Genomic DNA, 21,262 nt, shown 5'->3' on the forward strand with positions numbered 1-21,262 from the left:
CGGTACCGCTTCTTTTTTTTCCAGGAAACGTGCCCCTACGCTTTTTAACCCTGTTTATTGCCCTGCTAAGCCTGGGAGTAGCCAAAGCTACAGCGCAGGTGGGCGGGAGGCATTCTTTTAGTTTTCTGGAGCTGCCACCTACGGCAACGGTAAGTGCCCTGGGCGGTGCTGCCACGGCTGCGCCATCGGGCGCTGGCTTCTGGCAGTATAATCCCGCCCTGGCCGATTCTGTTAGTGCCCAAACCCTGCACCTGAGCTACCTGCCCTATTATGCCGATATCAGGCAACTGCAGCTGGGCTGGGCGCAGCCTTTTAAGGGTGGTTATCTGCTGGGTGGGGTGCAGTACCTCAATTATGGCGATATGCAGGGCTACGATCCTACAGGGGTAGCGGAAGGGGAGTTCTCTGCCAGTGACTGGGCCATATCGGCAGGTTACAGCCGCAGCTTTAAGCATTATGCGGCGGGTGCTGTATTGAAGTGGGCCTCTTCCGGCATAGAGGGCTACAGGGCCTCTGCCCTGGCAATTGATGCAGGGGGTAGGTTCAGGCATCCATCAAAAGATTTAACGGTGGGCTTCCTGATCAGAAATTTAGGTTTGCCCCTGAGCCGTTATGCTGAAGAAACGCCGGAGCTGCCCCTGGACGTGCAGCTGGGCGCCAGTTTTAAACCGCAGTTTATGCCGTTTCGGTTTTATGTGCAGGCGCATCATTTACAGTTGCCAAGACTTTGGCAGGAAAGCAACAAAGAAGCACCTGCTGTGTTTGGTAAGGTGATGCGGCACGTTACGCTGGGCACAGAGCTTGTGGTCAGCCGCAACATAAACCTTCGGTTTGGCTATAACTATCTGCGCAGGCAGGAGCTAAAGCTGCCAGAGACCTCCGGTGGCGCTGGTTTTTCAGCAGGTTTAATGGTGCAGAGCAGGCGTTTTCGCTTCGATTACAGCCGTGCCTGGTACCATGCAGCAGGAGGACGCCATCAGCTAAGCCTGATGTTCAATATGAAACAATTGCTTTAGCGCTCCCCGGGAGCGCAGTTTTTAAGCTTACTACTATTAATTATGCTAAACGAAAATTCATATCTCACACCCCGACAGATTGTCGAAGAGCTTGATAAATATATTATTGGCCAGAACGATGCCAAACGTAACGTTGCCATAGCCCTGCGTAACCGCTGGAGGCGCATGAATGTAAAGTCGGAGATCCAGGGCGATATTGTGCCCAATAACATCCTGATGATTGGCGCAACGGGTGTTGGTAAAACCGAAATTGCACGCCGCCTGGCCCGCATTGCAGATGCGCCCTTCACCAAAGTGGAGGCCTCTAAATTTACAGAAGTAGGTTATGTTGGCCGCGATGTGGAAAGCATGGTGCGCGACCTGGTAGATCAGTCGGTAAACCTGGTGAAAGCCCGCAAGCAGGAGGAGGTAAAAGAAAAAGCCGAGCGCATGGTAGAAGATACCATCCTCGATATCCTGATCCCGCCGGTGAAGGGCGTTGGCCGTACCAATACGCCAAGCGGTTTTACGCTGGAGCAGGATAACGATGAGGTGCCGCAGAGCGATGAAGAGCTGAACGAGCGCACGCGCGAGCGTTTCCGGGCTAAGCTGCAGGCCGGCGAGCTCGATGACCGTAAAATAGAGATCAACATCAAAAAAGCTGCCGGTGCCAATGTAGGCATGGTAGGCGGCGGCATGATGGACGAGGTAAGCATGATGAACCTGCAGGAAATGCTCTCCAACATGATGCCCAAAAAGAGCAAAAAGCGTAAGGTAACCATTGCAGAGGCTCGTAAGCTATTGGTAGAAGAAGAGGCTGCCAAACTTATCGATATGGATGAGGTAAAGGAAGAAGCCATCCGCAAAGCAGAAAATACCGGTATTATCTTTATTGATGAAATAGATAAAGTTGCCTCCAGCTCCGGCAGTGGTGGTAAAGGCGGCGGACCCGATGTAAGCCGCGAAGGTGTGCAGCGCGACCTGCTTCCTATTGTAGAGGGTAGCACTGTTTCTACCAAGCATGGCGTGATCAATACAGACCACATCCTGTTTATAGCGGCAGGTGCCTTTCATGTAGCCAAGCCCAGCGATCTTATTCCGGAGCTGCAGGGTCGTTTCCCAATTCGTGTAGAATTGGAGAACCTCACCGAGGATGATTTCTACCACATTCTGAAGGAACCAAAGAATGCGCTTACCAAGCAGTATGTAGCACTCTTTGATTCAGAAGGAGTTAAGCTGGAGTTCCAGGACGAATCGCTGCGGGAGCTTGCCCGTATGGCCTTCAGGCTTAATTCAGAAGTAGAGAACATTGGTGCCCGCAGGCTGCATACGGTAATGAGCCAGCTGCTCAACGATTTTCTTTATGATGTGCCGGATAAAATTGGCCCTAATGCCCAAATTCTAATCACCCCCGATATGGTTCGGGAACGCCTCACAAAACTGGTTCAGAACAAAGATTTAAGTCAGTATATTTTGTAACTTAATCGGGTACTCTTTAAAAACAGGAGTACCCGTTTTTTTACCCGGGCTTATTGCAGGCTGCCTTACAGGTGCAGCATTCAGTCCTATGCTGGCTAAAACAACTTTACAACAGGCATTTAGCCATTAGAAAATAAAGGGACATCAGGTTTTACTTCCCTGTTTTAAAACAGGCTGCTAGGCACAGGGTCAATTATACTTATATGAATAACATCGCTTATATAACAGGTACCAGCCGGGGCATTGGTAAGGCGCTGGCAGAAGTGTTGCTGGAAGAGGGCTGGTCTGTTACCGGAATCAGCCGTCAGCAGACAGTAGAACATGCTGCCTACAAACACCTGTCATTAAACTTAAGCGATCCCTGGCAGCAGTGGCTGCCCCATGTATTTGCTCAGCATGAAGGGGCCAAGCGTTTGCTGCTCATCAACAATGCAGGTACGCTGGGAGAGGTTGGCTATGTGGGGCACATTTCTCCGGAAGCTATTGCAAATGCCATTGCTGTTAATGTTACAGCACCTGCTTTGCTGATGAATGAGTTTGTTAAAAGCTATCCACAGCAGCAGAAGCTGGTATTGAATATCAGTAGTGGTGCCGCACAGTATCCTGTAGATGGCTGGAGCATTTACTGCAGCAGCAAGGCTGCCCTGGATATGCTTAGCGAAGTGGGCGCTCACGAGGTTGAACTGGCTAAAAAGAATAATTTGCATGTTTTCTCGATCTCTCCCGGGGTGGTAGACACCAATATGCAGGAACAGATCAGGCATACGGAAAAGAAAGCATTCAGCAGGGTGGCTTACTTTCAGCAGCTCAAGAGTGGCAAGCGGCTGGCCGATCCTACAGAGGTTGCCCGCCAGCTGATGATGCTTATCAATCATCCAAAGGAGTTTAAAGGTGTAAAGCAGGATGTGAGAAAAATGTAATACGCTAACCCTCTGCGACTGCATTACGTAGAAAAAAGGGTGAAGAATACTATTCCATCTATTTTTACAGCTTTCTTATCCCTGCTTTTATTAAGTGGACTGTCTGCGTTCGGGCAGGAGGAGGACTCCCTCCGGCGAAAGGGTGATTATTTTTATTCCTACCCCCATAAATTTGCTGTTAGGCTTGTGTACCAGCAGCGGCAGCTGCCTTTTATACTGGATCCGCTTCCTGGCGAGGGTCGTGCAGTTTATCAGTCAAACAGCAGGCGTACCTTTGGGGTAGGAGGCTCTCTTTTTGGTGTTAGTTTTACTGTTTCTTTCCTGCTGCCGGAATCGCTGCAACGCCATTCGGCGCAGGCAGATAACAGCATCAAACAGCGTGATATGCGGTTAAATGCTTTTCATAATCGCTTTGGGGTGCAACTCGACAGGCAGGATTACACCGGCTATTACCTGAACAATGTTGATGAGCTGGATAGCGGCTGGCAGGATGGTGAGGCCTATCCTTACCGGCAGGATATGCGGGTAAAGCGCTTTGGTGTAGGTGTTTTTTACCTTTTTCAGCCAGATAAATTTTCCTACAGTGCTGCACTGAACAATAAAAAGAAGCAGCACACCAGCGGGGGGACTTTTTTTACCGAGCTCTATGGCGGTAGTTTATTAATCAGCGGCGATTCTCTTTTGCTGCCCAGCAGGTATTTTAGCGAATCTGGTGCTGCAGGAAGGGTGGAAGAGGTAGATGTATACCATGGTGCTATACTGGCTGGCTATGCCCACACATTTGTTCTTGGCAGGTTTTACCTGATGGGCAGCATGGCCATAGGGCCTGAGATACAGAGAAGAAATGTATTTCAGGAAAACATTCCGGATGCGGATGTGCAATGGTCGGCAGAGGGGCGAATGCAGATACAGGCAGCAGTAGGCTACGACGACCACACCTATTTCTGGAACATTGCCTACAATAGCCAGTTGCAGCAGTACGAGGTTAATGATTTAGGTGTTAGCGTAAACACCAACGGGATTCGCTTTTTATTCGGACGCAGGTTCGATGAGTTTGGCTTTATGAACCGCTTCCGCAAATGGCGCTTTTACCGCAAGTTAAGAGGTGTGGAGTAAAACCCAGATCGCCTGAAGTGTCTTCTATATCCAAAAGGAACCGGGACAAAAGACATAAGTCATTGGAGGGGGAGGAGTGGTGGCGCTGCTGCCGGTCTACCTGCTAGCTTCTACCATCCTAATTCCTAATACTGATTACCGCAAGGGCGGCCACTTTAGGCCGCTCAATTTCAATTACGGCCAGGCTACAGGTTCTTTGGAAACTGGTAGGTTTCAAATGCTGCTTCGTTGGCTTCGGCCTCTTTCCAGTGTTTTATATCGAAGCTGAATGCTGCAAATCCGCTGGTAGGAATGTTTTCGGTTTCAAAAGCTTTGCAGAGGCTGTTGGCAAATTCTGTGAGGCCCGGATTGTGCCCTACAAGCATCAGTATATCTACATCATCACTGCAGCTTTGCACCAGGTCCCAGAGTGTTAAAGTATTGGCGTGGTACAGGCTGCTTTCAAACTGAAGTACCTCTTGTGGCAGTTGCCAGGCTTCCATTACCGGTTTTATTGTGGCACGGGTGCGTGCTGAATCACTGCAAAGAATCAGTTGTGGCGGTTTTACATTGTCGGCAAGCCATTTTCCCATTTTTGGAGCATCTGTTTTGCCACGCTCATTCAGCGGCCGTTCGTGATCGTCAAGTGCCTGGTTATCCCAGCTAGACTTAGCATGGCGTAACAGGTAAAGGATTTTCATGGCTGTAAAAAGGTTTATGCTTAGTTGAAATAACTAAAAAAGCACACCCTTGTCTCAAGGCGTGTGCTTTTTTTATTTTAAACAAAAACTGTTCGATACTCTGATCTGCACCTAGGGCAGCTTAGTCCTGCACGTTGGCAGTTGTATCAACTTCTTTTTGCTTTTCTTTATCAATTACGTTTAAGCTACGGGTTTTGCCAAAAAGCTCGATAGACTTTTTATTGTATGCCAGCGCTGCTTCTTCGGGGGTATCGTACAGGCCGAGGTTGTAGCGTTTGCCATCTTTGTAAATAACAGCACGGTACTTCTGGTTGTCTTTTACAATACCGCGATAGCCCAGTGGGTTATCAGTTTTACGGGTATTGCGGGTAACGTGGCTAAAGGTAGTCCATTCCAGGTTTTTAACGCGGCAATCCAGTCTGTCGCCATTTTTCAGGATTACAAACAGGCGCTTGGAAGTTTCTGGCTTCTCTACGAATTTCTCTGCTACCAGTTTGTGCAGGTAGATCGTTTCGTTGCGGTAAGAGCCATCTTTGTTTAACCAGTTTTTCTGGAAAAAGGCATACCCGCTTGAGTGTAAGCGAAGGTGCTTTAAGAAGCCTACCGTGTTAAGATATTCATTGTTGGTGATATACTCGTAGGTTTTGTCATCAACAATAGCTGTCTTGTCAGAATTCTTGAGTTTTAGTCTGTATAACATAGGGTTACAGAAAAATGATGTGTCGTGAATGTTTTAATTGGCTATATCAAATAGGAATGGAATTGTAGCTGCACTCCTAGTAACGGGCTTTGCCGGATTGTTTTACGGAAATGCTTTTTAAGCTTTCCGCATATTCAATGTTGTAACAAAGCACTTACGGCAGATAGAAATCAAAATCTATGCCATTCATACAAAGGAAGTGTCCCTGGGGGCATTTGCTATAGCCAATCTTTGAGCAGGGCCTGCAAGAGAGCCCTTTTTTTTCAAACACGGTAAATTGGGTGCGGTAGGGATACATTCCAAATTCTGGAATTGTGTTCCCCCATATGGAAAAAATAGGTTTCTTATAAGCAGCAGCAATGTGCATAAGGCCTGTATCGTGGGTAAAAACATATTTAGCCTGCTTTACCAGCGATGCACTCTGGTTGAGGTTAAATTTGCCGCATGCATTGAAGATAACGGTTCTCTTGTTTAGCTCCTTCAGGCCCTCCTCATAAGCTTCGGAGCCCTGTTGCTGGCGGAAGAAAGCTTCAATCTGCTCCCCGTTGGCGGCATCTTCTTTGCCGCCCAGTAAAATCACGGGTTTGTTGATCTTATCGCAGAGTTCAATCATGCGGGGGAGGGGCAGTTTTTTAGTGTTATGCTGGGCACCAATGGCATAGGCCACGTAGTCGCCCCGGTGGGTTTCGGGCAGCCACTCCAGGGGTACTTCATCCTGTTCTGGTATAAAATAGTCCAGGCCCAGCTCATCGCCTTTAATGCCCAGGGGGGCGGTAGTTTCCAGGTTACGGTCTACAATATGTACATTAGGCAGGCGGTTAATTTTAAAATTCACCATCAGCCACTTTTCAAAATTCAGTTTATCAAAGCTGAATGCCTTTACCCCTAACCTTTGCTTTATGATGGTGGTGCGCAGGTTGTTGTGCAGATCAATGATGTAATCAAAACGTTCCTGCTTAAGCTCCTGCACCAGGTCGTTTAGTTTATCTTCCAGCAGGTGCAGTTTATCTATATATGGGTTTGCCTTAAACATGCCGGCATAAGCTTTTTTAGTGCAGTAATGCACCTGAGCATCTTGCAGCTGTGTTTTTAGTACCCGTACTACCGGAGTCGTCAGCACAATATCACCAATGGAAGAAAAACGTATTACGAGTATTTTCATGTTTGTTGCAGCGCTTTTTGTTTACGTTGCTCAAAATGTTTAGCTATTACCTCAAGTGGCTGTGCATTAAAGCAGCGTTCTGCTGTTAATCCGCCTTTTCTGCCTGCCAGCATGCCAAAGTACATATCATGATAACCTGCAGTTTCATGTGCATCAGGGTTTACGCTAATCCACACACCTTGTTCGAGTGCATAGCTTACCCAGCGCCAGTCTATATCCAGCCGCCAGGGGTTTGCATTTATTTCTATGACTACACCATGGGCAGCACAGGCATCAATTACAGCCTTATGGTCTATGGGATAACCTGCCCTGCGCAACAGCAGCCTGCCGGTGGGGTGGCCTAAAATTGTGGTAAAAGGATTGGCTATGGCGGTAAGCAGCCTGTCGGTGGCCTTTTGCAGGCTCATGTTCAGGTTACCATGAATTGAGGCTACAATAAAGTCAAACTCCGCCAGCTGATCGGCAGGGTAATCCAGGCTGCCATCGGCTAATATATCGCTCTCAATGCCCTTAAAGATCCTGAATGGGGCCAACTCCTGGTTTAAGGCATCTATTTCCTTATGCTGTTGGCGCACCCGCTCTATCTGCAGGCCACCGGCATAAAAGGCAGACTGGCTGTGATCCGACATGCCCACATACTGAAAGCCAAGCTCCCGGCAATAGGCTGCCATCTCGCGCAGGGTATTTTTGCCGTCGCTGTAGGTGCTGTGGTTGTGCAGTATACCTTTGAAGTCAGGGTACTGAATGAGCTGGGGCAGCTTATCTTCTGCGGCTAACTCCAACTCGCCACGGCCTTCACGCAGCTCGGGTGCTACCCATGCCAGGCCGGCTTCCTGGTAAATGGCCTCTTCCGTTGTATACTCTTTTTCGCGTGCCAGTTGCAGCAGGGTGCGGCCGTTGGCCAGTGGGCTGCCTATGTGTGCGTCGGTTCCGGTAAAAATAAGCAATGCGCTGGCAAAGTGGGCCGGTGCTGCAACGTGTACCTCTACCGGCAACTGTATTTCCTCAAGCTTGCCCCTCCAGGCATAAGGTCCGCAGCAGGAGGTTTCGGCCTGCAGTTCGCTGAAATTGTTAAGTTCTTCCCAAACCTCGGTGGCATCCTCGTGCCCCACTACCAGGCACAGGTTGGTTATTACCTCCATGCAGCGGCGCATTTCGCCGGCCCATTCCACATTTGGGAATTTTTGCAGCAGCAGCCCCTTTAGCTTTTCAGCAATGGGCAGGCAGTCGGCATAGCGCAGGCGGCCCTGGTTCTCCTTTGCAAAAAGCAGGGCTTCTTTTATGGTTTCCTGTGTTTTGGCACCAAAGCCCTTTACTTTTGCCAGTTTATTTTCTTCGCAAGCCTGCAGTAGTGCCTCGGGGTCTTCAATGCCCATTTCCTGCCAGATCTGTTGCACTTTTTTAGGCCCCAGCCCTTTAATGCCCAGCATGCGCAGTATGCCTTCGGGAGTTTTGGCCAGGAGCTCTTCCAGCAGCGGGAAAGTACCGGTTTCCAGTATTTCCTGTATGTTAGCGGCGATGCTTTTGCCAATGCCCTGCAGGTTGCTTATTTCTTCCCGGGACATCTGGTACAGCGGCTGTTCCAGGCGCTCCAGCGGGAATACGGCATTTGTATAGGAACGTATTTTAAACTGGTTTTCTCCGTGCAGCTCCAGCAAAGTGCCTGCGAGCCGCAACTGGCGTATGATGGTTTTATTATCTGTTTTTTCCAAGACTAAGCGTTCTAAGCGTAAAAAATGCTCTTTAACAAAGGTACAACCTATGCAGGGAATTAGGGAGCCTGGCTATGATTTTTACAATAGCAGCTGCCAAAGTGAATTTATATTGACAGAAATATGTAAAATAGTACTATACTTTTATGCTATTACTCTGTATTCTGTGTTAACTTAATAAGAAAGAGTAAGGCGGTTTTTTAAGTACCCATATGAAATTTATATATACTTTCCTTCTGAGTATTTCTGTGCTGGTGGTTTTTGGATCATTGGCACAGGCGCAGCTAAAGCAGCCCGCAAGGCTGGAACTGGAGTTAAAACGTGAGACTGATGAATACTCTGTTATTCCTGCCGGAACAGACGGCATATTTATCCATCAGCATAACATCAAAGAAAGTACCTTCAGTAAAAATGTGTATGACCTCTACCTCTATGATACCACGCTGACAGAACGCTGGAAAAGTCGCCTGGAGGTGGGCAACCAGGCGGTGTACCGGGGCTGGGAGTATCGCAAGGGCAAGATTTACCTGCTCTTTGCAGAGCCAAAGAACCGTTCTGTTGATTACCTGCTGTACACCATCGATGCCGAAACCAGCTTCATGCGGGGGTATACCATCAAAAATGATCTTCAGATAGACTTAACCGAGTTTACTGCCCTGGAAGACCTGGTAATCCTGGGGGGCTATGTAAACTACAGGCCAGCTGTGTTTGCCTATGACCTCAGAAATGAACACTTTAAAGTGCTGCCGGGCCTTTACATGAATAACAGCGAGCTGCTGGAGCTGAAGGTTTCGCCCGAACAAAAAACATTTACCGTACTTTACTCCGACCAGACGCAGGATAAACAGCAGACCATCGGCTCTAAAACCTTTGGTGCTGATGGTGAGCTGCTGTTTGAGTATAAGCTAAAGCCTGAAAAGGATCGCTACCTGCTCTATGGCCGTACCACCTCCTTTGGTGATGAGGCTGTTTATATTGCAGGAACCTACTCAAACAGCAACTCAAAATACAGCAGGGGCATCTATATGGCCAGGATAGCCCCCGATGGTACCCAAAAAATCAATTACTACAACTACGGCGAGCTTACCAACTTTTTCTCCTATATGAAGGAAGGACGTCAGAAGCGCATCAAGAAGCGGGTGAGCAGGCGTATGGCACAGGGCAAAAAAGTTAAGTTCAATTACAGGCTGCTGGTACACGATGTGGTAGAAAGCAATGGCAACCATATTTTGCTGGCCGAGGCATTCTACCCTAAATACCAGAACAGCTCTTCTCCAGGCTCTTACTTCAGGAATTCCCGCTGGTCAGGCATTTCATCTTACCCAAATCAGTACCTGGAAGGCTATAAATATACCCATGCCGTGTTGGTTGGTTTTGATGATGACGGTAAGCTGCTTTGGGATAACAGCTTTGAGATTAACGAGGTGTTTAGCCCGCAGCTCGATAAGCTGGTGCAGGTGATGCCTAATGAAGATTATACCGTTTTGCTTTACACCTTTGATGATGCCATTCGCACAAAGATCATTAAAAATGATAAAGTGCTGGAGGGTAAAAGTGAGGAAAAACTGGTGCTTGGGCACGAAGCGGATCAGCTTAGCAAAATGGAGCATGAAGAAACTACGCTCCTGCCCTGGTATGGACCTTATTTCTTTGCTTATGGTACGCAGCGTATCAAAAATTCATCTAAAGAAAGCAGCCAGGCCAGCCGAAAGGTGTTCTTTATCAATAAAATAGTTTATCAGCCAGATCCTACGCTGCTGGAAAATGCACGCAGCGATGCCCGGCCGGCAGTTGATAAATAAAGTTAAACCTTAAGCAATAAGAGAAGGGGCTTCTGCAGAGCCCCTTTTTTTATATATTTGCCAAAGCGCTGAAGGCATCAACAGGCACATATGCAAACACGAATTCTAATGGAAGGCGAGCGGCTTACCATAACCCTTCGCCGGCTGTGTGAGCAGCTCATCGAAAATCATGGAAACTTCAAAGATTCTTGTATTCTAGGTTTGCAGCCCCGGGGCACACTGCTGGCACACCGCATTCACCAGAGGCTGCAGGAAAAAACCGGCCTTAACATTCCATACGGAGAGCTGGATGCTACTTTTTTCAGGGATGATTTTCGCAGAAGAGAAAAGCCTCTGAAGGCAAATACCACCCATGTGCCCTTTATCATAGAAGATAAGAAAGTTATACTGATAGACGACGTGCTCTATACCGGCCGCAGTGTAAGAGCCGCACTTGATGCCATGACCGCCTTTGGCCGCCCCAGTAAAGTAGAGCTCCTGGTGCTGATTAACCGGCGCTATGCCCGCGATTTGCCCATAGAGCCTATGTACGTGGGGAGTCATGTTAATACCATCAGCAGCCAGAAAGTGCTGGTAGAGTGGCAGGAAGAAACTGCCGCTCCCGACAGCGCAGGCCACAACCGTGTATCATTAATAGAAATTGCCTGATCATGCAGCAGCAACTAAGTGTTAAGCACCTGTTAGGGATCAAAAACCTCACGGCCGATGATATACGGCTTATACTGGAAACTACTGATGATTTTAAAGAGGTAATTAACAGGCCCATTAAAAAGGTGCCATCCCTGCGCGATATTACCGTAGCCAACGTATTTTTCGAAAACTCAACACGCACCCGCTTAAGCTTTGAGCTGGCCGAAAAGAGGCTTTCTGCCGATATTATAAACTTTGCTGCCTCCAACAGCTCGGTAAAAAAAGGCGAAACCCTGCTGGATACCGTTAACAACATTCTGTCGATGAAGGTAGACATGATTGTAATGCGCCACAGCAGCCCGGGAGCACCTCATTTTCTCTCACGCCATATAAAAGCCAATATTGTAAACGCCGGCGATGGCACCCACGAGCACCCTACACAGGCCCTGCTCGATGCCTATTCCATTCGCGAAAAGCTGGGAGAGGTAGCCGGTAAAAAAGTAGTGATCATTGGCGATATTCTACACTCCAGGGTAGCGCTCTCTAACATCTTTTGCCTGCAGAAGCTGGGCGCAGAGGTAATGGTGTGCGGACCAAACACGCTGTTGCCCCGCTACATTAAGGAACTGGGGGTAAAGGTAGAGCTGGATGTAGACAAGGCCCTGCAGTGGTGCGATGTGGCAAACGTGCTGCGCATACAGCTGGAGCGCCAGCAGGCAAAGTACTTCCCTTCCCTGCGCGAGTACTCTCTTTACTTTGGCTTAACCAAAGAGCGCTTGCAAAGAGTAGGCAAGGAGATTATTATTATGCACCCGGGCCCTATCAACAGGGGTGTGGAGCTTTCTTCGGATGTAGCCGATGCTAAAAACGCCATCATCCTGGACCAGGTGGAGAATGGGGTGGCTGTGCGTATGGCGGTGCTTTACCTGCTTGCACAGCAGCATTAAAAGAAATAGCCCCGCTGCTGGTGGGGCTATTTTACTTAATATGCACTTCTGTTGTGTTTATCAATATCATTCATTCTTTTGATCACCTCGTCGGTATCGCCATCGGCATAGGTACCGTATGCATTTGAGATGTAGCCTTTGGTGCCACCTTTGTCAGAAACGGCATAAAGAATACCCATGTACTCCGGATCGCTCTGGCCTTCAAAGCGAAACATACTATCAACAGTCATATTGGTAGGATCAAACTCCTTGCGTTCCCGGTCATGCAGTTTTCCGTTCGTAACGAATAATTCTGTGGTATAGCCTGAGCCGCGCAGGTCTTCAATAACTTTCATCATGGGGGAAAGGCGCCCGGGCTTGGTTTCCATATTATCATCTTTGGACATAGTCTTATTGGGTTAAGTGAAAAATAAAAGACAAGTAGTTGCTATCTCTCTGTTTAAGAAACTACTTTATGTAAGGCTATGTTTGAAGACTGAGCACTTAAGGTGCGTGCCTCTCTTATGTACAGCCTAACAACTGTATGGTTATTACGAGCAAGTGCTTAACTTTGTGGCAGGAAAACACCTAAAAGAATGTATTATAATTCCATCATCGATACCATTGGGGATACTCCGCTGGTAAAACTAAACAAAGTAACGCGCGGCATTAAAGGCACCGTGCTGGTAAAAGTAGAGTACCTGAACCCTGGTAACTCTATGAAAGACCGCATGGCCATTAAAATGATTGACGACGCTGAAAAAGCAGGAATCATAAAGCCGGGCGGTACAATTATAGAAGGCACCAGTGGTAACACCGGCATGGGGCTGGCACTGGCCGCCATTGCAAAGGGCTATAAATGCATTTTTACCATGGCCGATAAGCAATCGATGGAGAAAATTAACATCCTGCGTGCCATGGGCGCAGAGGTGGTGGTGTGCCCTACCAACGTTACGCCTGAGGATCCGCGCTCTTACTACTCGGTAGCCAGAAAGCTCAACAAAGAAATTGAGAATTCTTTTTACCCCAACCAGTACGATAACCTAAGCAATACGGCTGCCCATTACGAAACCACTGGCCCTGAAATCTGGCGCGATACAGAGGGCAAGATTACCCATTACGCCGCCGGTGTAGGTACCGGAGGTTCCATGAGCGGCACTGCAAAATACCTGAAAGAGCAGAATTCCAACCTGGTTACAGTAGGTATTGATACCTATGGATCTGTTTTCAAGAAATACAAAGAAACTGGCGAGTTCGATGCAAAGGAAATCTACCCCTACCTCACAGAAGGTATTGGCGAAGATATTCTGCCCAAGAACGTAGACTTTAGCCTGATCGATTATTTTGTAAAGGTTACCGATAAAGACTCTGCCATCATGACCCGCCGCCTTGCCCGTGAGGAAGGCTTGTTTGTGGGCTGGTCTAGCGGCTCAGCGGTATTTGGTGCGCTGGAGTGGGCGCGTCAGCACCTGAAGGAAGATGATATGATGGTGATTATTTTACCAGATCATGGTACCCGCTACCTCAACAAGATCTATAACGATGAGTGGATGCGTGCCCACGGTTTTCTGGAGAGCCAGGAGTTTGCAACAGCTGCGGATATCATTCACAGCCAGAATGGCCATGGTAAATTAACTACCATCGAACAGGATGCAACAGTTGCAGAGGCAGTGCGGCTCATGGACGAAAAGGGCATCTCACAGTTGCCGGTTATTTCAGAGGGCACTTTTGTGGGAAGTCTCACCGATAAAATTTTGCTCTCCAAGATACTGAATGAGCCAAACCTGAAACAAAAGAAAATAAAGGATGTGATGGATGCTCCCTTCCAGTTTGTTGGTCTTAACAATACGCTTGATGTGTTGTCGTCTGCTTTAAAAGACAGTCATCAGGCAGTAATGGTGCGGGATGAAAATGATGAGCCACACATCATAACACAGCACGATATTCTAAGAACACTAATGGAGAAGTAAACAGACCTGCTAAAGCCCCGCACCTGCGGGGCTTTTAATTTCAGGGTTTACCATTAGGTTAATTTTCCTGATTTATTACAAGTACATAAATATGTTGTATAAGACCAGGTGCCCCATCTGGCAGCATTCTGAATATTTCCGTGATTCAATAGCAATTACAGTGGAATGCATTGATGTTTAATTGCGTATTGTTAAGGGAAAAGCCTTTCTACAGCACTAAAATTAGCTGTTGCCAAATCATCATCAGACGTAGGGGATTTTGTGATAGTTGTAATCTTTGGCGGTAAAAGTCTAGCAAATGCTGAAATTGTTAAAATGCCCCTGTTTTCTTACGCCGCACTTTTGTCTGCTTTTTTTTGCCAGTCTTATAAATTCTTTCTAAGGTGTAATATTGTGTTGTGAACATCAGAACAGCCCACATATTATTGCTGGTTCTCGGCATTTTTACCCAACTTACTGCTACTGCGCAGAAAGCGCTGGAGATCCTTGTGCAGGATCAGCAGTCTAGGATGGTGCCTGGTTTACGTGTTTCTGTACAAAACAGCGATTACTACACAACCGATAAGCAGGGCAAGTTCACCCTAGAATTGGAGCGGCCATTCCGCATGCCGGTTAGGGCTGAGCTGGAAGATGAGCGCTGGGAGGTAATCAAAGCAGAATATTATGAAGATGCCAACAGGGCCGTTGTACATGTTCAGCGCCTGATCATGGCTGATGAGATCACCACAGTGCAGGTTTCTGATACCCTGGGCCAGCCTTTGGAAGATCTGCAGCTTGTGATTGATGGGACTACTGTACGAACCGACAGCAAAGGATCCATCAGGCTTAATAGCCCTGCTTCTGCTTTCGCTTCCATACGCCTGCCCGCTAATTACCTGTTGCACGACAGGCGGGTGAATACAGCAAACCACCAGCTGGTACTAAGTCTGTATGAAACAGGCGTTGTGGCCAGTACTGTTGATTTACACAAAGCCGACCCGCTGGTAAAGGCCTATGAAGAAGACTTTGAGCGAATTACCGTACAAATAGAGAACGACAGAATTCTCTATGAACTGAAAAATGATGAAATCAGGAAAGAGATTCTGAAAATTCAGGATAAGCTGCTGAACGAAGATGATATTACCGAGCCCCAGCGCGAAGAGCTTAGAGGGTACCTGTCGGGCCTGGAGAAAACCCTTGATGAAAACGCAAAGGCGATAAAACGCACCGAGGAGCGTACCAGAGAAGCACTCGGCAAGCTTAAGAATTTGTTGGTTGAAAAAGATTCTATCAACCGGGTAGCCCTGGGGCACATTCAGCGAATAGAAACAGAAAAAGCTGCGGCAGAAGCTGTGTTCAGAAAGAAGCTGGTGGTGTTTGCCGGATTAACCATTGCCCTGCTGTCTGTTTTAGGAGTGGTTTATTTCTTTGCCTTTAAATACCGCAAGCAAAAAGAGTGGCTAAAAGAAGTGAACAAGCGGCTTAAGATTGCTCAGGCAGATCTTACCAGCAGTTTAAGAGAGCTTGGTAATAAAAAAGCACAGATCGAAGATCATAACCAGCAGCTGGAGCTTTTCGTGTACAAAGCCTCGCACGACATTAAAGGGCCGCTTCGTTCTATCATGGGCCTTACCCAGATAGGCCTGGCAGATGTAAAGGATACAACTGCAGTAGAGTATTTTCAGCATATCTATAAAAGTACCCGCAGGCTCGATAACCTGCTGATGGACCTGCTGAAGCTCACTAAAGTAAAGCAGGCCGAGGTTGAAAACCAGCAGTTAGACCTGCCTTCCATGATGCAGGAAATCATCCAGAGCTTCAGTAATATCCGTCATTTCGAGCTGATAAAGATTGATCTGAACATTCAGGAGGGCTTGCAACTGGTGAGTGATGAAAAGCTGCTTTACTCAGTATTGCAGAACTTTACTGAAAATGGCATTAAATACTGCGATCCTTACAAAGCACAGCCTTTCCTTAAAATTGATATTACTCAGGACGAGGAAAGTACATGCTTTACCTTTACCGATAATGGTTTAGGTATACCAGCGGAGCAGTTGCCTAAGATATTTGATATGTTCTATAAAGTAGACCCCTCATCAGATGGAACGGGTTTAGGTCTGCACATTGTTAAATTGACTATTGAGAAGTTGGGTGGAAAGCTGCGGGTCCGCAGTAAAGTACGGGAAGGGTCTACATTTATCCTTACGTTTCCCCGATAATCTATGCGTAAAGCTGTACTATCAATACTCCTTTTATTTTATGCCTGTTGTGCCCTGGCCCAAACGGTTAGCACGCGCAACAACTATTCCGGCCTCTGGACCCACCAGTCTACCTGGAACCAGATCTGGGGCGGGATATCAAACCCAACCCCTTTGCCTGCAGCGCAGATCAATATCTATGGCTATGTTGCACTGGGCACATATGCTACCTCTGCCAGTCTGGACCTACCCTCAGTTGCCGGTACAGTACTCAATGTGCATGATACCCTGCGTATACATGGTAGTCTTATTGTAGGTAATAGCGCGCTTGTAAATATTGAGCCAGGGGGCGTACTGATCGTTCACGGATTGTACAATCAGTACAATACAGCCATGCTCAGTAATAAGGGCACAATGATCATCATAGGTGATTTCAGCATCGGCAACAACGCAGGGCCAACTGAAAGCACAGGAAAGATATATGTAGGAGGAAAAGTATCGCCGGGTGCAAGGTTCCTTAACCCGAATACCATGGAGGAACTGGCACTGGCAGATCCTGCCAGCCATTCCTTTGCGCTGTCAAACGTAGTATCCAGCCAGTGTGCAGGCAGTAACAACGGTACCCTTACCTTTTCTGGCACCGCCAGCAGTATTGTGCGCTGGGAGTCCAGCACAGATTACTTCCGCACAAATGTAAAGCAAATTGCCAATACCGCTGCCCAGCTGGTCTATTCCAATTTACTCAAAACAACCACCTACCGGGTTTATTACGATGCCGGTAATGGGGTTTATCTGTATTCTAACGGTGCTACTGTTTTTGTTGAGCAACCCTCTTCAGGAGGTTTAATCAGCGGAACTACTGAAGTATGCGTGCCGGGAGCAGAAGCAACGCTCACACTAAGTAAACATGTTGGAGCTGTTAAGCGCTGGGAGTTGAGCACCGATAATTTTGCAACAAGTCCGGAATTAATAGTTACCGCAGCAGAATCTATTACCACTACCCCGATCTACACGACTACTTATGCGCGGGCAGTTGTGCAGAGCGGAGCTTGCAGTGAAGTGTTTAGCCCGGTTTTTAAAATTACAGCATACCCTTCTGAGGGTGCAGGTATCATCAAAGGTACTGCAATTACATGTCCTGGAAATAACAGCGGCACCTTAACCCTTGAGAACAGAAATGGAAACCTGCTTCGGTGGGAGGTATCCGGCGATGCTTTTGCAGCAGACATCCGGCCTGTTTCCAATACTCAGGATGTTCAATCCTTCACAAACATTAGTGCTAACACCTGGTACAGGGCAGTTGTGGCAACCAGTGCATCGTGCCCACCAATCTATTCGGCACCTTTCAAAATTACCTACCTGCAGGAGCTTGCCGATGATCAGCTGGTGAGGGTAAGTAACCAGCAGCCAACAGCAGGGCTTGTGGCGCATTACCCCTTTATAAAAAATGCAAACGATGCCTCCGGAAGCCAGAATCATGGCATTGTATTTGGCGCCACACCTGCTGCCGATCGTTTTGGGGTACTTAATAATGCTTATCTATTTGATGGAGTTGATGATTACATCACCACTACAAATCAGTTTGCGGCTCCCGGCCCAAATGAATTTACCCTAAGCATCTGGTTTAAAACAGGCAGTACAAATGGCGGCAGGCTAATAGGCGCAGGCTCAAAGCAAAACGGACTCAGCAGCCAGTTCGACCGCCATCTTTATCTAAACAATCTGGGGCAGCTTTTCTTTGGGGTATTCATATATGAAACTGCCGATAAAAATATAGTTGTAAAAACTGAAGAAAAGTATAACGACAATCAGTGGCACCATGCGGTAGCAACACTTTCTGCCGAAGGCATGCAGCTGTTTGTAGATGGTGTGCTCAAGGCTTCCGACAGTCGTTACACCCATGGAGAAAACTATAGCGGCTACTGGAAGATTGGTTCTGGAAATACTACTGGCTGGCCGGAAGCGCCATCTAGCCACTACTTTGCCGGTAGCCTCGACGATATTTCGATCTTTAACAGAAGATTGAGTGCTACCGAAATCACTAGCCTGTATTCTGCCGGGAGTGCTCCTTTCTGCGAGGGTGCAAATGTTCAGCTTGCTGCCGCTACTGTGCCTGGCGCCACCTATCAGTGGTCGGGGCCTGGCGGTTTTAGCTCTACGCAGCAAAACCCGCTGATAACAGGTTTGCTTGCTGCAAAGGCTGGTAAGTATTCTGTTAAGATCAATATGAACGGCTGTGAGCTTACAGGCAGCACCAATGTAGAAATGGTTCAGTCAGTGGCAGGAACTATAACGGCCAGCCAGCAGCGTGTGTGCAGTGGTACGAATGCAGGTACATTAAAGCTGGAGCATCACGACGGGGAGATCATTCGCTGGGAAAGTTCAACAGATAACTTTTCCAGTAATAAGAAAGATATTATACATGCCGGTGCTGAACTCACTTTTGAGAACCTAACCGTCACTACCAGCTTCAGGGCAAGGGTAAAGCATGCAACATGTGGTGAAAGGTATTCGGCTGTTACAACAGTAGAGGTTGTTGAGCCAAGCCAGGGTGGTACACTTACCAGCAGCGCTGCCAGTGTCTGCAAAGGAACAAACAGCGGAACTTTAACACTCAGCGGCTACAGAGGACAAATCCTGCACTGGGAGTCTTCCAATGATGGCTTTGTAAGCCACAGCGAGACAATTGCTCATACCACAGCAGCACTTCCCTTTAGTAATCTTAGTGCGGATCGTTGGTACAGGGCGGTAGTGCAGCATGGCCCCTGCAGTGTTGCAAACAGCACAGTTGTTAAAATAGGGGTAACTGAGGTAATTGCAGGCAGTGTAAGTGGGCCGGCACAGGTATGTGCTGAATCAAATAGCGGACAGCTGCAGCTGGAGGGCTACACAGGTACCATCAGGGGCTGGGAATGGAGTAATGATGGATTCCATAACCACAAACAGACAATTGCCCATACTCAGGCACAATACTCATTCAGTAATCTTAGTGGCGATACCTGGTTCAGGGCCGTGGTAGGCAATGCCGAGTGTGCCGACCAGTTTTCTGCAGTTCATGTAGTGAGGTTTGATCAGGCGAGTGCCGGTGGTACTATAACAGGTACCAGCAGCGTATGCAAGGGAACAAACAGCGGCAGCATGAGCGTATCGGGCTACTACGGCAAAATTTTACGATGGGAGTATTCTACGGATGAATTTGTTACCCACATCCAGCAGGTAGCAAACACCAGCACCATGCACACGTTCAGCAACATTAGCAGCAACCGCTGGTACCGTGTGCTGGTTCAGAATGGCAGTTGTACTGCCGTATACAGCCCCCTGTTCAAAGTAAGCATAACAGAACTTGCCGGAGGCTTTATCAGTGGTCCGCTGCAGGTTTGCCAGGAGGCTAACAGCGGCGAGCTTAGTCTCATGAACTATACTGGCAATGTTATCCGCTGGGAAAGCAGCACAGATAATTTTGCCCAAAACATCCAGTCTGTTGCTCACACCTCAGCCACTTATAGTTTTAGCAATATTACCAGCGATACCTGGTACAGGGCTGTGGTTGGTAATGCCGAGTGTGGCGAAATATTTTCTGCAAGCTGGAAGGTAGAAACAGAAGAAGCTACCCTTGGCGGTACACTTGCCGGTACCACAAGCTTTTGTTCAGCCACCAACAGTGGTACAATACAGCTTTCGGGGCAGTTGGGTACTATTCTTCGCTGGGAGGCTTCTGCAGATAATTTCAGTTCAGACATTAGAATCATTGACCATACGGCGGCCACCTTTGCCTACAGTAATCTTGCACAAACTACCGCTTACCGGGCAGTGGTGCAAAACGGAGGCTGCTCACAGGCTTATTCTACTGTTGCCACTGTTACGATAGATGAACCATCAGCAGCAGGAGCGGTTTCCGGTGCTGCCATGGTATGCTATGGCGAAAACAGCGGTAGCCTGCTGCTCGAAAGCAAAACTGGTAACATCATCAGGTGGGAAAGCTCTACTGATAACTTCGCAACAATCATCCCAATTGCCAGCACCGAAAGTACCATTACCTACCAAAACCTCACGACCACAACCGCCTACAGGGCAGTGGTGCAGAATGCTACCTGTGCGCCAGCTTATAGCCAGCAGGCAACCATTACGGTAAAGCCGCAGCTACAGGCAGGCAGGGTAACGGGCAGCCGGGTGGTGGTGAGCGGCTCCAACAGTGGCGAACTGCTGCTGGAGGGCTATAGTGGCAGTATACTCTACTGGGAGTCCTCTACAGATGGGTTTGTTTCGCAGGCAGTGCGTATCAGCAATACAACTGCTGTTCAGGGCTATGAGAATCTAACGCAGTCTACCTGGTACAGGGCTGCCCTGCAAAATGGTGATTGTGCACCAGTATATGCCGAGCCGGCAAAAATAAGCGTGAACCACGCACCTGCTGCCGAACCCGACCATTTCGAGGTAGAGGAGGAGCAGTATACGCCTTCGGTATCGGTTCTACAGAACGATACAGATCCCGATGGCAATGGATTAAGCGTGGTGCCGGGCATGCTGCAAAGTCAGGCCGGCGGAACGGCAGAAATTAACGCGCAGGGCATTTTCACATACCTGCCTCCTGCACATTATGTTGGCATGGATACGCTGCGCTATACTGTATGTGATGGCGTTCCCGGTGCAGAACTCTGCTCGGAAGCTGTAATTGTGCTGGATGTGCGCCTGCCACCCCCGGGACTTATTGTTTACCAGGGCATATCTCCTAACCAGGATAGCAGCAACGACTACTGGCGCATAGAGCACATTGAGCGCTATCCGGAAAACCTGGTACGGCTGTACGATCGTTTTGGCGCACTTGTGTTTGAGCAGCGGGGCTACAACAACAGCGATAAAAAATTTACAGGAAAGGGAAATAAAGGACTGCGGCCCGGTGGTAACGAGCTGCCGGAAGGTACCTACTTCTATAAAATCAGCACATCGGCCAATGCTCCGGTGCTGCAGGGATACATTGTGCTTAAGAAGTAAA

Annotated in this window: 15 protein-coding genes; 10 read left to right on the forward strand and 5 right to left on the reverse strand. The window is 48.1% G+C overall.

What is annotated here, in order from left to right; genetic code table 11:
• The first annotated feature begins 29 nt into the window (after window positions 1-29).
• The 4 genes from porQ to KWJ01_RS23800 all read left to right on the forward strand — a co-directional run bounded on the left by porQ (window position 30) and on the right by KWJ01_RS23800 (window position 4,510).
• Window positions 30-1,016 (forward strand): type IX secretion system protein PorQ, encoded by a 987-nt coding sequence (gene porQ / locus KWJ01_RS23785; RefSeq protein ID WP_224999627.1) that lies wholly within the window; start codon window positions 30-32, stop codon window positions 1,014-1,016.
• A gap of 42 nt (window positions 1,017-1,058) precedes the next feature.
• Window positions 1,059-2,474: an ATP-dependent protease ATPase subunit HslU gene (gene hslU, locus KWJ01_RS23790; RefSeq protein ID WP_224999628.1), complete on the forward strand. Its 1,416-nt coding sequence runs from the start codon at window positions 1,059-1,061 to the stop codon at window positions 2,472-2,474.
• 203 nt (window positions 2,475-2,677) lie between these two features.
• Complete coding sequence (locus KWJ01_RS23795) at window positions 2,678-3,394, forward strand: SDR family NAD(P)-dependent oxidoreductase (protein WP_224999629.1); 717 nt, start codon at window positions 2,678-2,680, stop codon at window positions 3,392-3,394.
• A 39-nt stretch (window positions 3,395-3,433) separates the two neighbouring features.
• Entirely contained in the window at window positions 3,434-4,510 is a 1,077-nt protein-coding gene (locus KWJ01_RS23800) for a DUF4421 family protein (protein WP_224999630.1), read from the forward strand.
• 185 nt (window positions 4,511-4,695) lie between these two features.
• Here the strand turns inward: KWJ01_RS23800 and KWJ01_RS23805 are convergent, their stop codons facing one another.
• From KWJ01_RS23805 to KWJ01_RS23820, 4 genes are all read right to left on the reverse strand, one after another.
• A complete protein-coding gene (locus KWJ01_RS23805; RefSeq protein ID WP_224999631.1) occupies window positions 4,696-5,190 on the reverse strand; it encodes a histidine phosphatase family protein in 495 nt (164 codons plus the stop codon).
• 121 nt (window positions 5,191-5,311) lie between these two features.
• A complete protein-coding gene (locus KWJ01_RS23810; protein WP_224999632.1) occupies window positions 5,312-5,890 on the reverse strand; it encodes an AP2 domain-containing protein in 579 nt (192 codons plus the stop codon).
• 154 nt (window positions 5,891-6,044) lie between these two features.
• Complete coding sequence (locus KWJ01_RS23815; RefSeq protein ID WP_224999633.1) at window positions 6,045-7,052, reverse strand: glycosyltransferase family 9 protein; 1,008 nt, start codon at window positions 7,050-7,052, stop codon at window positions 6,045-6,047.
• Window positions 7,049-8,764 carry a helix-hairpin-helix domain-containing protein gene (locus KWJ01_RS23820; RefSeq protein ID WP_224999634.1) on the reverse strand — a complete coding sequence of 572 codons (1,716 nt, stop codon included), beginning with the start codon at window positions 8,762-8,764 and terminating at the stop codon, window positions 7,049-7,051. Before KWJ01_RS23820 ends, KWJ01_RS23815 begins: the two co-directional genes overlap by 4 nt.
• A gap of 212 nt (window positions 8,765-8,976) precedes the next feature.
• On the opposite strand from KWJ01_RS23820, the gene KWJ01_RS23825 reads away from it, so the two are divergent.
• From KWJ01_RS23825 to KWJ01_RS23835, 3 genes are all read left to right on the forward strand, one after another.
• Window positions 8,977-10,566: a hypothetical protein gene (locus KWJ01_RS23825; protein WP_224999635.1), complete on the forward strand. Its 1,590-nt coding sequence runs from the start codon at window positions 8,977-8,979 to the stop codon at window positions 10,564-10,566.
• Window positions 10,567-10,656: 90 nt separating this feature from the next.
• Window positions 10,657-11,214: a bifunctional pyr operon transcriptional regulator/uracil phosphoribosyltransferase PyrR gene (gene pyrR / locus KWJ01_RS23830; protein WP_224999636.1), complete on the forward strand. Its 558-nt coding sequence runs from the start codon at window positions 10,657-10,659 to the stop codon at window positions 11,212-11,214.
• 2 nt (window positions 11,215-11,216) lie between these two features.
• Window positions 11,217-12,143 (forward strand): aspartate carbamoyltransferase catalytic subunit, encoded by a 927-nt coding sequence (locus tag KWJ01_RS23835; RefSeq protein WP_224999637.1) that lies wholly within the window; start codon window positions 11,217-11,219, stop codon window positions 12,141-12,143.
• A gap of 35 nt (window positions 12,144-12,178) precedes the next feature.
• Here the strand turns inward: KWJ01_RS23835 and KWJ01_RS23840 are convergent, their stop codons facing one another.
• The gene (locus KWJ01_RS23840; protein WP_224999638.1) at window positions 12,179-12,529 is read right to left on the reverse strand and encodes a hypothetical protein; all 351 of its coding nucleotides are present in this window, start codon (window positions 12,527-12,529) and stop codon (window positions 12,179-12,181) included.
• 189 nt (window positions 12,530-12,718) lie between these two features.
• Here KWJ01_RS23840 and KWJ01_RS23845 point away from each other — a divergent pair, with 189 nt between their 5' ends.
• The 3 genes from KWJ01_RS23845 to KWJ01_RS23855 all read left to right on the forward strand — a co-directional run bounded on the left by KWJ01_RS23845 (window position 12,719) and on the right by KWJ01_RS23855 (window position 21,261).
• Window positions 12,719-14,092 (forward strand): cystathionine beta-synthase, encoded by a 1,374-nt coding sequence (locus KWJ01_RS23845; protein ID WP_224999639.1) that lies wholly within the window; start codon window positions 12,719-12,721, stop codon window positions 14,090-14,092.
• A 398-nt stretch (window positions 14,093-14,490) separates the two neighbouring features.
• A complete protein-coding gene (locus KWJ01_RS23850; protein WP_224999640.1) occupies window positions 14,491-16,290 on the forward strand; it encodes a HAMP domain-containing sensor histidine kinase in 1,800 nt (599 codons plus the stop codon).
• A 3-nt stretch (window positions 16,291-16,293) separates the two neighbouring features.
• Window positions 16,294-21,261 carry a LamG-like jellyroll fold domain-containing protein gene (locus KWJ01_RS23855; protein ID WP_224999641.1) on the forward strand — a complete coding sequence of 1,656 codons (4,968 nt, stop codon included), beginning with the start codon at window positions 16,294-16,296 and terminating at the stop codon, window positions 21,259-21,261.
• Window position 21,262: the final 1 nt, after the last annotated feature.

It is taken from the genome of Cesiribacter sp. SM1, from assembly GCF_020178975.1.
Lineage (GTDB): Bacteria > Bacteroidota > Bacteroidia > Cytophagales > Cyclobacteriaceae > Cesiribacter.

What these genes read in the sequence shown, in the direction of transcription:
- hslU (WP_224999628.1), top strand. Translation starts at nt 1,059, where the DNA reads ATGCTAAACGAAAATTCATATCTCACACCCCGACAGATTGTCGAAGAG.
- KWJ01_RS23795 (WP_224999629.1), top strand. Translation starts at nt 2,678, where the DNA reads ATGAATAACATCGCTTATATAACAGGTACCAGCCGGGGCATTGGTAAG.
- KWJ01_RS23805 (WP_224999631.1), bottom strand. Translation starts at nt 5,190, where the DNA reads ATGAAAATCCTTTACCTGTTACGCCATGCTAAGTCTAGCTGGGATAAC.
- KWJ01_RS23810 (WP_224999632.1), bottom strand. Translation starts at nt 5,890, where the DNA reads ATGTTATACAGACTAAAACTCAAGAATTCTGACAAGACAGCTATTGTT.
- KWJ01_RS23815 (WP_224999633.1), bottom strand. Translation starts at nt 7,052, where the DNA reads ATGAAAATACTCGTAATACGTTTTTCTTCCATTGGTGATATTGTGCTG.
- KWJ01_RS23825 (WP_224999635.1), top strand. Translation starts at nt 8,977, where the DNA reads ATGAAATTTATATATACTTTCCTTCTGAGTATTTCTGTGCTGGTGGTT.
- pyrR (WP_224999636.1), top strand. Translation starts at nt 10,657, where the DNA reads ATGCAAACACGAATTCTAATGGAAGGCGAGCGGCTTACCATAACCCTT.
- KWJ01_RS23835 (WP_224999637.1), top strand. Translation starts at nt 11,217, where the DNA reads ATGCAGCAGCAACTAAGTGTTAAGCACCTGTTAGGGATCAAAAACCTC.
- KWJ01_RS23840 (WP_224999638.1), bottom strand. Translation starts at nt 12,529, where the DNA reads ATGTCCAAAGATGATAATATGGAAACCAAGCCCGGGCGCCTTTCCCCC.
- KWJ01_RS23845 (WP_224999639.1), top strand. Translation starts at nt 12,719, where the DNA reads ATGTATTATAATTCCATCATCGATACCATTGGGGATACTCCGCTGGTA.
- KWJ01_RS23855 (WP_224999641.1), top strand. Translation starts at nt 16,294, where the DNA reads ATGCGTAAAGCTGTACTATCAATACTCCTTTTATTTTATGCCTGTTGT.